Annotated in this window: 12 protein-coding genes and 1 pseudogene; 2 read left to right on the forward strand and 11 right to left on the reverse strand. The window is 41.4% G+C overall.

Translation table 11 applies throughout. The annotated features are described in order from the left end of the window. Positions 1-36: 36 nt before the first annotated feature. The 5 genes and pseudogenes from RB151_RS18070 to RB151_RS18090 form a co-directional block, all read right to left on the reverse strand. Positions 37-807, reverse strand: coding sequence for a class I SAM-dependent methyltransferase (locus RB151_RS18070; protein ID WP_048606233.1), 771 nt, complete (start codon positions 805-807; stop codon positions 37-39). Between the two features lie 13 nt (positions 808-820). Continuing rightward, positions 821-1,171, reverse strand: coding sequence for a cupin domain-containing protein (locus tag RB151_RS18075; protein ID WP_042846082.1), 351 nt, complete (start codon positions 1,169-1,171; stop codon positions 821-823). 47 nt (positions 1,172-1,218) lie between these two features. Next, entirely contained in the window at positions 1,219-1,959 is a 741-nt protein-coding gene (locus RB151_RS18080; RefSeq protein WP_042846084.1) for an ABC transporter ATP-binding protein, read from the reverse strand. Continuing rightward, a pseudogene (locus RB151_RS18085) lies at positions 1,956-2,974 on the reverse strand (FecCD family ABC transporter permease). The gene RB151_RS18080 and the pseudogene RB151_RS18085 overlap by 4 nt, the downstream one beginning before the upstream one ends. Then, complete coding sequence (locus RB151_RS18090; protein ID WP_071548589.1) at positions 2,967-4,055, reverse strand: ABC transporter substrate-binding protein; 1,089 nt, start codon at positions 4,053-4,055, stop codon at positions 2,967-2,969. Before RB151_RS18090 ends, RB151_RS18085 begins: the two are co-directional and overlap by 8 nt. 95 nt (positions 4,056-4,150) lie before the next feature. Between RB151_RS18090 and RB151_RS18095 the strand changes: the two genes are divergently transcribed. Continuing rightward, positions 4,151-4,867 carry a Crp/Fnr family transcriptional regulator gene (locus tag RB151_RS18095; protein ID WP_071548590.1) on the forward strand — a complete coding sequence of 239 codons (717 nt, stop codon included), beginning with the start codon at positions 4,151-4,153 and terminating at the stop codon, positions 4,865-4,867. Between the two features lie 39 nt (positions 4,868-4,906). Here the strand turns inward: RB151_RS18095 and RB151_RS18100 are convergent, their stop codons facing one another. Beyond that, positions 4,907-6,967 (reverse strand): TonB-dependent receptor family protein, encoded by a 2,061-nt coding sequence (locus RB151_RS18100; protein ID WP_071548591.1) that lies wholly within the window; start codon positions 6,965-6,967, stop codon positions 4,907-4,909. A gap of 240 nt (positions 6,968-7,207) precedes the next feature. On the opposite strand from RB151_RS18100, the gene RB151_RS18105 reads away from it, so the two are divergent. After that, positions 7,208-8,770 (forward strand): S8 family serine peptidase, encoded by a 1,563-nt coding sequence (locus RB151_RS18105; protein ID WP_071548592.1) that lies wholly within the window; start codon positions 7,208-7,210, stop codon positions 8,768-8,770. 4 nt (positions 8,771-8,774) lie between these two features. On the opposite strand, the gene RB151_RS18110 is transcribed toward RB151_RS18105, so the two are convergent. From RB151_RS18110 to RB151_RS18130, 5 genes are read right to left on the reverse strand one after another with little or no spacing between them, the layout of a single operon-like run. Beyond that, on the reverse strand, positions 8,775-9,395 hold the full coding sequence (locus tag RB151_RS18110) for an ATP-binding cassette domain-containing protein (RefSeq protein WP_048606227.1): 621 nt from the start codon (positions 9,393-9,395) through the stop codon (positions 8,775-8,777). Continuing rightward, positions 9,392-10,168 carry an ATP-binding cassette domain-containing protein gene (locus RB151_RS18115; protein WP_042846095.1) on the reverse strand — a complete coding sequence of 259 codons (777 nt, stop codon included), beginning with the start codon at positions 10,166-10,168 and terminating at the stop codon, positions 9,392-9,394. The genes RB151_RS18110 and RB151_RS18115 overlap by 4 nt, the downstream gene beginning before the upstream one ends. Then, the gene (locus tag RB151_RS18120; RefSeq protein ID WP_042846098.1) at positions 10,162-10,974 is read right to left on the reverse strand and encodes an ABC transporter permease; all 813 of its coding nucleotides are present in this window, start codon (positions 10,972-10,974) and stop codon (positions 10,162-10,164) included. The genes RB151_RS18115 and RB151_RS18120 overlap by 7 nt, the downstream gene beginning before the upstream one ends. Beyond that, positions 10,971-11,954 carry an ABC transporter permease gene (locus tag RB151_RS18125; RefSeq protein ID WP_410054833.1) on the reverse strand — a complete coding sequence of 328 codons (984 nt, stop codon included), beginning with the start codon at positions 11,952-11,954 and terminating at the stop codon, positions 10,971-10,973. The genes RB151_RS18120 and RB151_RS18125 overlap by 4 nt, the downstream gene beginning before the upstream one ends. Beyond that, positions 11,939-13,516: an ABC transporter substrate-binding protein gene (locus RB151_RS18130; protein ID WP_071548593.1), complete on the reverse strand. Its 1,578-nt coding sequence runs from the start codon at positions 13,514-13,516 to the stop codon at positions 11,939-11,941. Before RB151_RS18130 ends, RB151_RS18125 begins: the two co-directional genes overlap by 16 nt. Positions 13,517-13,633 lie beyond the last annotated feature (117 nt).

Below are 13,633 nucleotides of genomic sequence, written 5' to 3' on the forward strand. Positions count from 1 at the left end.
TAATCACGCATCCTTGCGCTTAACGGCTCCTTTTAATTATTTCATGCTAACCACGGCAACGTAGTTTAACTTTCCACGGTTTCGACGAAAATGGCGGAACATCTGCAAAAATTGTGGGCGGTTTTCTTTTTTTAACGCATTTTTAATAATTTTCATCGCCCCTAATAGCCCTTCATCATAGATTAGCCCCTTCGGAGACAATAATGTCATTGGCCCCGTTATCGACGTCACATTTTGAAAGCCTGTTTGTTTGAATAAGTTAACCCACTGAGTTTGTGGCAAAGGTTGCGCTTTAACATGAATAACTTGCTGCATTTGAGCTGCTACTTGCTGGACATCCTGTTCATCTTTCAAAGCAATATCATGGGTTAATAAACGGCCCCCCGGCTTTAATACACGATAGTATTCTTGTAATAGCTTTGTTTTTGCTTTATCACCATACATCGTTAGCATTGCCTCATTAATCACCACATCGAAGCTGTTATCTGCAAATGGTAATTTTGAGGCATCTGCCATTTGAATGGTAATCAAATCAGTTAAACCATGATCCGCAACATTTTTTTTAGCTTGTGCCAAAGCTTGTTTGTCCATATCAATACCAGTGATGTGGCAACGAAATTGTGAAGCAATTTCAATAGCAGTTGTCCCCATATTACAGGCAATTTCAAGGACGTGGCTTTCTGCATGTAAGCCAGACTGACTAAGTAGCCATTCAGTTGCTATTTTCCCGCCGGGCCGCAAGCGTTTTTTCCCTAGGCGAGCTAAAAATTTATGTCCAGCCTCATGAGCTGTAAATGATTTATCCATAATCGCCTCTAAGTTAATGTGTACAATCAGTATTAGGTTCGCGTAGCATTACCAGTAACATTTTTGCAGGCTCAGGTGCATCAACTGCATGGGGAATATTTGCTGGCATTCTGACAATTTCCCCCGGCTTTGCGGTGACAGGCTTCCCTTCTATGGTTAATAATAAACTTCCTTCCACAACCATGACGATGGCATCAAAGGGAGCGCTATGTTCTGAAAGTGCTTGGCCTTTATCAAAAGCAAACAAGGTCATATTGCCCCCAGTATTTTTAGCCAGAACACGACTGGCAATCCCCTGTTCTGTATAATTAATTAATGTGCTGATGGTAAGCGCTTCTGATGGAGTTATTGTGTTATCACTCATTGTTTTATATTCCTCAATTTAATAATTTTATTTATCTTCGAAAATAATCACCTAAATAACGGAATGACCCCATGTGTCTGTCGACCTTGATCATTAATAGCCGTTATAGCCACCGGTAATTGGTAAAGCTTTGCGAGGTTTTCTTCCGTTAGAATGGTTTGAGAACCGCCAAATAAAAAACTGCCATTGTTAAACAGTAGTAAGGAATGGTCGGCAATATGCAGGGCATGCTGAGGGTAATGGCTGGTAAATAAGATGGTCATTCCTCGGTGCGCGGCTAAATCACGCAATACGCTAAGCACATTGTCTTGATTTGCTAGGTCTAAAGCCGATGTAGGCTCATCAAGAATGAGAATTTCTGGCTCACTAGCTAACGCTCTAGCAATCATCACCATTTGTTTCTCGCCCCCACTAAGGCGGTTAAACGGTTGATCAGCAAAGTGATTCAATTCTAAATAGGTTAAACATTGCTCAACTATCTGATGGTCTTTTTTGCTGGGCGAGGAATACCAAGGTAAGTGGCGAATGCGCCCAAGACTCACCATAGTCCGCACTGAATAATGAAATAATGAACTACTAAGTTGTGGCACATAAGCAACAGGAGCATTTATCCGTACTTTCCCTGTCGCACCTTGTTGTAAACTGAGTAATAACCTCAATAACGTGGTTTTCCCGCGGCCATTTGGCCCCAAAATTGCACCAATACTGCCTTTTGGCTGTTTAAAGCTTAAATCAGTAAATAGTTGGCGTTGACCTATCGTGAAATTGAGCTGTTCAACATCGATCATAAGTCAGCCACCCTTTTATTTAGCGTGTGAATAAGTAAGGCAAAAATAGGGGCTCCAATTAATGCAGTGATCACACTGAGCGGGATCTCCGCATTGGTAATACTTCGAGCGAAGGTATCAACACCAACCATATATACCCCACCAATCACTGCACTCGCCGGAAGTAAGATACGATGATCATGCCCTACCACAATCCGAGCAATATGTGGAACAATTAGGCCTACCCAACCAATCGTTCCAGATACCGCAACGGTTGCACTGGTGATCAAGGCTACACAAAGTAAAACCGCCCAGCGTGTACGGTTAATTTTCATCCCCAAAGCCTGTGCATTTTCCTCACCAAGAGACAACACATTGATGCGAAAACGAAGAGCAAAAATGACCAGAACAGCAACTAGAACTACTGGAAAGATGATGGATAGTTTTAAATAGGACGCGCTAGCAAAGCTGCCCATTAGCCAAAAAACAATTGTTTGTAAGGTATTATTTGGGTCGGCAAAATACGTAATTAATGAGATCAAAGCAGCAAAAAAAGCGTTAATAATCACACCAGCTAAAATCAACATTAATAACTGGCTACCTTGGCGATTCAACCCTAACAAGAAAACCAATACAATCGCCAATACCCCCCCACAAAAGCAAAGGAAATAGTTATAAATAATGAAGAAAACAGCAAGATAGCTAAGGCACCACCTAACGCCGCACCCGATGACACCCCGATAATTTGCGGGCCAACTAATGGGTTGCGGAAAATACCTTGTAGCGCAGCCCCTGCCACAGCAAGACCTGCTCCTGCGACCCCCGCAATCAAAACCCGAGGTAAACGGACATTTAATACCACATTCTGTTCCGTGCGACTGTATGCTAAACCAGTGTCATTGCCTAAAATGGTGTCATAGAAAATATGAAAAACAGCAGAAAACGAAACAGGATAACGCCCACAACTCAGCGCCAATAAAAAAGTGAGTAATAAACAAATAACTAAGCCACCCCACAGAATTTGCGAATTACGCATCAGGTTTCCCCATCAAAGAAAGGTAGTGCAGGCTTTTTTTGTTCATTCCCATTTGCAAAATACCATCGATTTGTTGCTCTGAAACGTTATAACCGTAAAGTTGCTGATAACGTTGACGAATTTCCTCTCGTATTGGTACTTTTACGGTTTCTGGATGGAAGATCATTGCTAGCCACTGCCAATACAAAGGCGTTTCTTGGTTAGGCGCATCCCAAATGAACCCACCAATCGGTAATTTATAGACTCGTTGGTTTTTCACCGCAGTCACTTCGCTTAGCATCGGATTTTGATACACATCCTCGGGGGATAAACCCTCTTCAAAATTGCCCAATAAAATGATATCTGGGTTCCAAACTAAGATTTGCTCTATATTTAAGGTTCTTGGCCCAGTGAGGTCGCGGTTTAAACTCACACCACCTGCTAAAGCAAAATCTGCATTATTATGTGAAGTTGAGCCAAAGGTTTGAATACTCTGCTTAAAATGAGATAGATATAAAACGCGAGGCTGTTCGGATTCTGGAATTTTGGCGGTGGTTGAGGAAAGCAATGCGATGACGTGTTGGCGCCACTCGATCATCTTTTGCGCTTTTTCATTATGGCCTAACGTTTGCCCCATTAGGCGGACCCATTCTTGGGTATAACTTTCTTGCCCATAATCAAGTGTAGCAACCGTCAACCCTGCATTTCGCATTGGTGAAATAATGTCATCCCCTCGATGCCCCCATTGCCATACTAAATCTGGTTCAACATTCAACAATGCCTCAATATTTGGTGTAAAACTATTCCCCACCACATTAGAGTTCACCTGTAAGACCGGTGAAAACATTTGACCCAGCATGCCCTCTCGTGCGGCGACCTTCGCAAACGGGTGCATCCCCACCAGCTTCTCACTACTTTCGTCCATCCCCACTAGCATCGAAGCGGCAGGGATCGGGATCACCACAATACGTTTTGCAGGGGCAGATAAATGAACTTTATCACCTGACATATCGGTAAAATCAATTGATTGGGAAGTGGCTGGGCTTAGCATCCCCAAAAAAGTTACGAAGACTGTCACTATTCTAAAAGCATTATTTATCATAAGGTTATTCAATTCCCCGCCAATATCTTAATTGATAATGTGTATGATTATCATTTATACTCTGACTATTCTAAGGCGGCAAAAGAGGAAGACCTATGACATTTGTCAAAAATATTTTCCCCCATACACAATCTTTAGACTCGCTAAAAATATGTTCTTTATTTCAATCAGTTGAAGATGAAAAATTATCTTTATTGCTGGAAAATTGTGGCTATATACGGTTTAAAAGTAGTGAAATAATTAACCACGAAGGGGAACCATTCAAACATTGCCCTTTGATGATCAGTGGCCAAATAGAGGTATATCGGCACACCTATTTAGGCGAAGAGAAAGTTTTTGGTTTGTTTGATGTCGGGGAAATCGTCGCAATTGCTGCCGTGTTTATGCCTCACAACCGTTACCCTATGAGCTTACGAGCCAAAACTGATGGGGAAGCTTTATTACTAGATAAACGTGATATTCTGCGCCTTTGCCATGCATGCCCACACATCATGGAAAAGTTACTCATGCGTTTTAGCAGTAAGCTTTATGAAAATATCAATCATATTGATTGGCTGACTTCCAGCTCAGCAGAGCAAAGACTTGCCGCTTATCTTATTGATTTAAAACACAAACAATTAAGCCTAAATATTGTTCTGCCATTATCTCGAGGGCAATTAGCAGCAAAATTAGGAATACGTTATGAAACACTGAGCCGTTTAGTCTCTGGCTGGCGTCAAAAAGGGTTTATTGGTATCGAAAAAGATACGGTGCACATTTATAACGAAAATTACCTGACACAGTTATCTATTTCTGCGCAGCGCCCATTTTAAGGAAAACGCATTAACTTGCGCTAATGCGTTTATTAATTATCAGAAATTAAAGGTCACTCCACCATTCACATTAAAGCCCATTCCGGGGAATAATGTGCTGTCTCTCGCTGTTACCGTTTGGTTAGCAACTGATGTTGTTGCATAGCGTTCATCCGTCAAATTATCCATTGATAAGTAAAGGGACCATTGTTCGGTTGGTTTATAGCTCCCTTTGAGCCCCAATATCGCATAGTGCTTGCGTTTTTGAATATCAAGATTGTTTTGATGATCAACTGCCATATCCGTAGGCGCCCAATGGATATTCGGGCCTACGCTCCAATCGCCTATCTCATACAAAACCTCGGCAGCAATGATATTACGGGGGATACCTGCGATATAATTGCCATTATATTCTCCCCCCATAAAACGAAAATCATTGTAAGTCCAAGAAACTCGGTAATTAAAATCGCCAGGGCCTACTCCAATGCGCCCAGCCAAGCCGGCTTCTAAACCTTGATGACGTGTTTTAGCTGCATAGTTGAATACCCCCACAACCGTCCCTGCACTGTCATAGGTTGTTATATATTCATCCTTAATTTGGCTACGATATAGCGCAAGGTTCCACTTCAAGGCTTCTGTTATATCGCCCTCACCACCAATCTCATAAGTAACCGCTTTTTGTGGCGAAAGTTTGGTTAGCTTTCCATTACCCGAGTTGATAATCTCCCAGAACGTCGCAGGCTCTTCGCTAGCACTAATATTCGCAAAATAGCGCTGACTTTCCGTTGGACGCCAAACAATACCGGCCTTTGGTGTCCAAAATGTCCAGTTTTGATCAAGTGAAAGATGGCTTTGCCGCTTTTCAACATCACGACGTGCATGTGTCCCTTTCATATCTAAATTCACTGTCACGGCTGGTGTAATATGGATATCGACACCAACACTACCATAGATATTTTGCGCACGTCCGTCATATTTACCTATTTTTTTCTTATCCGCTGGCGTACCTTTTCGATTTTGCATCAGTTCTGTTTGCAGCGTCATTTGATCCCACGCTAATGCCGTGCGATAGGTAACAGGCTCAGTTTCAATATTATACGTTAGCTGTAAACCTTCACTGTGACTACGGCTAAAACGGTAATATGCAGGCGTAGTGAAGTTATCATGAGTACGAATATGCCATAGCCCTGCCCCTATGGCTTGGTTACCTACCTGCCAATCGGAACGGTTAGCAACCCGAAATTGTTCAACATTACGATGCGGATCACGTAGCCATACCATCGGGTAGACCTCGGTAGGGTTATCGTTTAGTACTTCTTCAGAAACAGGCCCAGCAACATCAAAACGTAAGTCCGTCCAATTTAACCACGTTCTATTCTCAAAATTATCAGTAATATAACCAAAATTACTACGTAATGTTTTTCGTTGAGAGGAGGAATGTTTACGATAACCATCAAAATGGTCATAGGTAAAATTAACACGCCCATCAAATAACCCATTATCAGATACACCACCAAAAGCCGTTTGTAGCGCTTCGCGCCCATGAGAGCCGTACTCATAGCGTAAACGACCTTGTTCATTTCTTCCGGTATAAGACAGAACATCTAGTTCCCCCCCAAGGCTATTACTTTGAGGGTTAAGGCTATTTGCTCCTCGACGTACACTGACCATGCGTGCATCCCGCATTTCTAGTGTACTAATATGGAAACTACCATCTGCATCAGTTGCTGGTAAGCCGTCTTGTAATAATAAAACACCGCGAGCAAGAGGAGCACTCTGTACCCCAGACCCCCGGATATTTAGTCTTGGCTGATCAATCCCACCGAAAAAATTTTGAATAACTAACCCTGGCTGGTAATCAAGCGCATCCTGTAATGTGGCAAGGCGGGAGTCTTTCTCTATCATCACGAGGTTTGTTCCCCCAGCAACTTTTTCAAGTTTCTCTTTCTCTTGCTGTTCGCTTGGGGTTAAGCGGCTGTGCTGCGTAGAAGAATTGACAATTATTACCTCTGGTTTTGTCGGTTGCTGAGCAGCCACCACTTTAGTAGTCGCTAACGTGCTGATACTGAAGGTTAAAGCAATATAGTACGTTAATTTATGCTGTTTTAATGGATAAGGCATATATTCACCCCATAAATAGTAATGGTTATCATTTTCATTTGTGATGGGTAAAATAATTGAAGGAGGAAGATATCCCTATGACATTTGTCAAAAATAAAAATAAATAAAGCATAATTAATATTGTGAATTTTTTTTCATTAATAACTAGTAAATTATTAATATTGCAACAAGTAAAAAACAAACCTTAAATAGAATACCAATTCAATGAACAACCAATAACTATTAATATAAAGAGATACGATGAGTATAAAAATTTATAAATATATAGACTTTAATTTAAGTGGGATTTTAGTTAATTTTAATAATACAGAAGAAACTAATGTTGAGGTTGGTTTATTTTTAAATAAAAATAAAATAGACTCTATAATTACCAAAGAAAATCACCACCTATTTAATATAGATAAATCAGGAGATTACCATGCTGAGGTTACATATGAAACGCTAAGTGAAAGTAAGCAAAAACTTAATTCAAAAGCGATCACTTTCAATATAAACAGTATTCAAACTCAGGTTAAGGAATATAACAACCCAGTAAAGACAAAAACAATTAATCAAAAAGTAGCGGGGGTAAATAATTATAAGTTAGATATCAAAGTACTAAAAGGCAAGTATACTTTACTTGAAACTAAATTGTTAATAGACTTAATACCTATTAATATAGCCCCAGTTAATTCAACTAATAGCCAGCCCATCAGCCAATATGATTATGTAACTTATGACAAGGAAACTGATTTTGAGAGCCTATTACAACTTGCTAATCTAATTGAAACTTTTGAATATGTTGAATATTGTTGTGTTACCCCAAATACGGCGTTATATACACCTCCGCAGTTACCATTTAATCAGAATCCCCCAGAAAATACCGAGCAGGTAGATAATGTTGATGACATAACACCAAATTTTAATCACTTACAAACTTATTTAGATGCCCCAAAAGGCATGAATATTCGCAACGCATGGAATAAACATGTCAATGGTTCAAAAGCGGTAGTTCGACATTTAGATTTTGGCGTATATAAAAACCATGAAGATCTAAAAGATTCAAAAATAACAGTAGTCTATAGCCGCCCTGAAACTGAAGACTGCAACCATGGAACTGCATCAACAGGTTGTATTGTCGCCACCAATAATGCATTCGGTGTGACGGGGATCGCCTATGATTGCCAATACTACTTTTACGATACTGGAGACCTCGATATATTAACTAAACACGTCGCCCCCGGAGACATTGTTAGCCTAGATATACAATTTAAAATTAATGAGAAATTGCTTCCGGCAACAGCCATTCGAAGTTGGTGGGAACGCATTAAAATCATGGTTGATAAAGGAGCAGTTGTAATCCTTGCTGCTGGTAACGGTGGTTTAGACTTAAATTTACCGGGCGTGATGGCTGACTATGGGGATAGCGGCAGCATGTTAGTGGGCGCTTGTAATCATCTTTCGGGGACACGCGCTTATTTCTCAAACTACAACCAAAAAACCTCATTGATAAATTCATGGGGAGACTGGAGTGTCACCACCACGGGGTATAGCTCATTGCAGAAATTACCCGGTAATAATCGTAATTATTCAAAAGATTACTCAGGGACCTCAAGTGCAACACCTTTGTGTTCTGGCGCCCTTGCATTAATCCAAGACTACGCCAAACAAAATGAAATCGTTTTATCTGCGTGGGGAATGCGAGAAATTATCAAAAAGTCGACATATACCGAGGGGGTTGATTATGGGATCGGTTATCGCCCTAATGTAGATGATTTATTAGCAGAAATTGATAAGCTTAGCCAAATCACTGGGGCCAATTAACCCATCATTTTGATAATTGACCTAATGTGATGACACGGCAGCAAACTTTCTCTAATAGCGCTCTGTTATGGCTAAAAATAATCATAGCTAATGGGCGCTCTTGCGATAATGTGATTAAACGCTGCCAAATCTGTTTTTGTAAATTGGCATCTAATTGAGCCGTTATTTCATCTGCGATTAAAATTTTAGTTCGAGGGTCTAAAGCACGTAATAGTGCAATCCGAGCAAGCTCCCCACCAGAAAGCTCGTTTGGCCGCCTGTCTAGCCATTCGGGCTTTATTGAAAATTGTGCTAACCAATCAGCTTCTGGTCGCCATGCATCATATAAACTGGCACCGACAGTACGGTAAGGATTAAAACTTTTTTCAGGGTGTTGAGGAACTAGCTGGATTGGGCAATACCCCTGGTTATTTAATGGCTTGCCTTCAAATAGAATATGCCCTTGGGTTGGCTTTTGCCACTTCGCTAATACCCGCCCTAATGTCGTTTTTCCAAAACCACTTGGCGCTGAAATCCCAAGGCGTTCATGATGGCCAAGTGAAAAGCTAAAGTTATCCCATAATACTTGGTTACCTTGCTCAATACATAAGTTTTTAACATCTAAAACGCTTTCAATTACACTCATTTCATTGCCATAAATTGGTGTTCAGGTAGTGCATTCCATAGTGATTGCAACCACTTGCCACCACCACCTTGCTTTAATTTTTGGCTACTCAATACTTCTTCCATCTCCCCATTGCGCAATAGTGCAATGCGGTCTGCAAAACGTACTGCCATGGAGAGATCATGAGTGACCCATAAAACACCTCGCCCATCGTGACAAAGCGTTTGTATATTTTCAAGAAGTTGAACAGCATGTTCATCATCCAGCCACGATGAAATTTCATCAGCTAAAATATATTCCGCACAAGATAGCGTGGCGCTGCTCGCTAACACTCGCTTTGCCATTCCGCCTGATAATTGGCTTGGATAATGGCCGACTAACGAGCTTTGTAAGTTATATTTCTGTAGATGGCGAGCCACATCATGCATTTTAATATGCTGCCCACTGAGTATAGCTGCACGCTCTAACTGAGGGCCAATTCTGATCAACGGGTTAAGGGCACTCACCCCCTGAGGTATATAACATAAGGAACTCCCACGATGTTGTGGCTTATTTTTTTCTGTTAGCCGTTTGCCATTAAGATTAATATCGCCACGACAACGCATATTTTCAGGGAGTAACCCTAAAACACTTTGCAATAACAGGCTTTTCCCTTCCCCACTCCCACCAACCAGTGCTACCATTTCACCCGGTTGAATATCTAATGAAATGCCTTTTAATAAAGGTGACCAGCGCTTACGCCCTAACCAACGGAATTGAGCCACATCAATCGTTAAATTGTCTAAACTCAACATGCAACCCCCTTTAACCATAACTGCTGCACGGCTTTAGCGAACTGGTCAAATAACAGTACCAACCCCATTAAAGCAACACCAGGGAATACCACCAACCACCATGCTCCAGTGCTCAAATAACGCAGTGCATCAGAAAGTAAAATGCCAAGAGAAGGCTCGTGGGGGGATAAACCAAACCCTAAAAAGCTCAATGCCGCACTGTGCAACACCGCATGAGGAAACATCAGTAGAGTCCCAACTATCCACTGAGGTAAAATCATAGGTAAATAGTGATAACGCCAGCGGTAAATAGCGCTGTTACCAATACGTTGAGAGAGCATAATGTAGTCTGATTGGCTTACACGCTGCAATTCAGCACGTAAAATTAGCGTCAGTTTTGGCCAATGTGTCAGAGCCACCGCCCAAATCACCCCCATTTTACCGCCACCTAATGTAAAACAAATTAATACCAATAGGAGTAAATGAGGCAAAGCAAGTAAGGCATCAATTATGCCTCGGACAGCGTAATCCATTGTTTTATTTAAAGAGGATAAACCTGCCATCACCACAGCAATTAACCCACTTGAAAAAGCGGCAATCAAACCAATTTGCAAGCTTGTAGCAACACCTTGAAAAGTTCTCTCGAATAAATCACGCCCTAAATTATCCGTTCCAAAGACATGTTGCCAAGAAGGTGCTTGCCGCCTATCGAGTAAGCTCATTTCAACATCATTGATGGAAAACCCAAAAGCGTAAATAGCCAAAATAGACAATAAAAGCAAAGAAATGACCAACTTAAACAAAGCACGATTTGGGTTATATGTCATGAGGTTCTCATCACTCCCTTATTCACCTTTTTTAGCAGTACATCAGCAATCGTGTTACTAAAGAAAATCAGTGCTGCACATAACATAACTATCCCCATCAGCAAGGGGATATCCCCCCGTAACCCAGCGTCGATGGTTGCCTGACCAAGCCCTGGATAAGCAAAGACTTTTTCTGCTAATAGTGCTCCGCTAAGTAACTCCCCTACGGAAGCGAACTGTAAACAAATTGCTGGGGTAATCGCATGTTTTAACACATGAAAGCAGATCATTGACCAACCTTTATCACCCTGTGCCTGTGCATAATGAATAAACTCACTATTCAATACTTCAACAACTTTCGCACGCGTATGTAGAGCTATGTTACCAATGCCTAGCATACCCAAAGCAATAACAGGTAAAACTAGGTGATGAAGCTTCTGTGTAAAAGTGGCAGTTTGTTCATCCAACCCTATCGGCCATGCACAACAAATTGGCGCCCATTGTAGTGAAACCGCAAATAAAGAAAGTAATAAAAGACCAACCCAAAAAACAGGTAGTGACGCAAGCAAGTAACATAAGGTTGAAATCAGCTTATCAGGCCAACGGTTTAAATAACGCCCTGCAATAACCCCTAAAGCAAAACCCACAACCCCAGAAAAAAGCCAAGCACAAATTAGAAGGGCAAGGGAAGGCACAAGGCGGTCTGATATCACTTGGACAACAGGGGTATTATAAAGCATGGAATACCCCATATCCCCTTGTAACATTTGCGAAAACCAGCGCCAAAATTGCAGCCATAATGGTTGATCTAGCCCCCAACGAGCTGCAATTAACGCATATTGTTCAGGGGGGACATGCATCAAATCATTGCCAATATAGGCTTTTATTGGGTCAATAGGCGAGTAACTCAGTAGGATAAAAATCCCCGCTGCAGTGACGGTTAACAAACAAATAAACCGCAATAAAAGCCCAAGTGTGGTTCGCATTACTGGCAAGTCCATGCCCATTCATCAACGTTATTTAATACTGACCAAGAACCGTGAATTTCGGGTGCACTCGCGCCTAAATCCACACAATTATTCAGCAAGTAAATATGTTGTAGATTCATTAACCAAGCCCAAGCTGCGTCCCCTTTAACCCCCACTCCTGTCGTGCCATTCCAGTCAACTTTTTGCCAAAGAGGGATAGCGGCTGTTTGGTCAGGTTGACGAAGCGCGTCTTCAATCAGCTCATCAACTGCGCTGTTTTTATAATAACCTGGGTTATAAAACCCAACACCCGCCGCTTTACTGCTGTAATTATGCACCAATTCCATAGGGTCTAAACTCCCCCACCCAAATAAAGTCGGGTTAGCGTGCATATAACGTTCAACAGTTTCCCAGCTACCTGATTTTAAATCCATTTCAATACCGAGTGGTTTCAAACTTGAACGAATAGCCTGCGCTAAATCACGGCGTGTGGTATCGCCACTGGCATACCATAAAGTCAATTTAGCAACCTTACCGTCTTTTTCTCTTAAGCCATCTTTATTTAGTGACCAACCTGCGGCTTCTAGAATCGACTTAGCCTTTGCTAAATCACCGTCTTTAAATGCTGAGTCTGGGTTATTCCAAGGTAAACCCGCAACACCGGTATAAGCCGGCACAGCAAACCCTTCAAGTACAGACTCTGCTAATAATTTACGATCAAGGGCATAGTTTATAGCCCTACGAATTGCGATATCTGACGTAATATCGTTACCTATAGGGTTACCTTGGGCATCTTTTTCACCTCCTGGTGGAATTGGGAAGGAAATCCCCCTATTTTCCACACTATAGCGCTCAATCAGTTTCATGTTTTTTACGTTATTCGCATTCGTAGCAACCGCAGCAGGAATACGGACAATGTCTAATTGATTACTTTGTGCAGCAGCAAACGCAGCATCTTCATCAAGGAACACAAATACCATTTTGCCAAAATCATTTTTTGGCCCCGCATAGTATGGGTTTCGTTCAACAATCAACTGCTGACCCGGTTGGAACGCAACCAAGCGATAAGGACCTGCCCCAATTGGGTTATGAGCATAGGTTTTCGCATCATATTTATCGGCACAAACAATCCCTAATGAACCGAGGACGTTAACAAAAGTGCTTTGGGGAGAAGATAAGGTAATTTTGACGGTTAATGGGTCAATTTCTTCTGCTTGAGCAAAATTCCCCATATCCACCTTACCCCCACTTGCCGCCGCATTATTATAGGTAAATACCACATCTTTAGCTGTTAACGGTGAGCCATCAGAAAATTTTAAATCTTTTTTTAGTTTTAGCGTCCATTGTTTACCATCAGCATTATGTTGATAGCTTTCAAGCATATAGCTATGCCATGAAAGGTCTGCTTTTTGTTTTAATAACGGGCTATGCAGTAAGAGGTAGCTACCGTGACTCCACCCCAACATTGGGTCAAAACCTTCTGTGGGTTCAGCACCGATTGCTAAACGTAAGGTTTGCGAGTGAATAGGTTCTGCGGCTTGGACTTGCAGGCTTAGCCCCATAAGGCACATTGCTGCAATGATATTTTTAATCATACATCCCTCTATAGACTGGTTTTATTTTTTATTTCATACAATTAATGAGCTTTATTTCATTAATTATTGCTATTGGTGAGATATTCACTGTGTGTAGTGAGTCATATTAAATTTAAA

Source organism: Providencia rettgeri (genome assembly GCF_001874625.1).
In the GTDB taxonomy this organism is placed as follows: Bacteria; Pseudomonadota; Gammaproteobacteria; order Enterobacterales; family Enterobacteriaceae; genus Providencia; species Providencia huashanensis.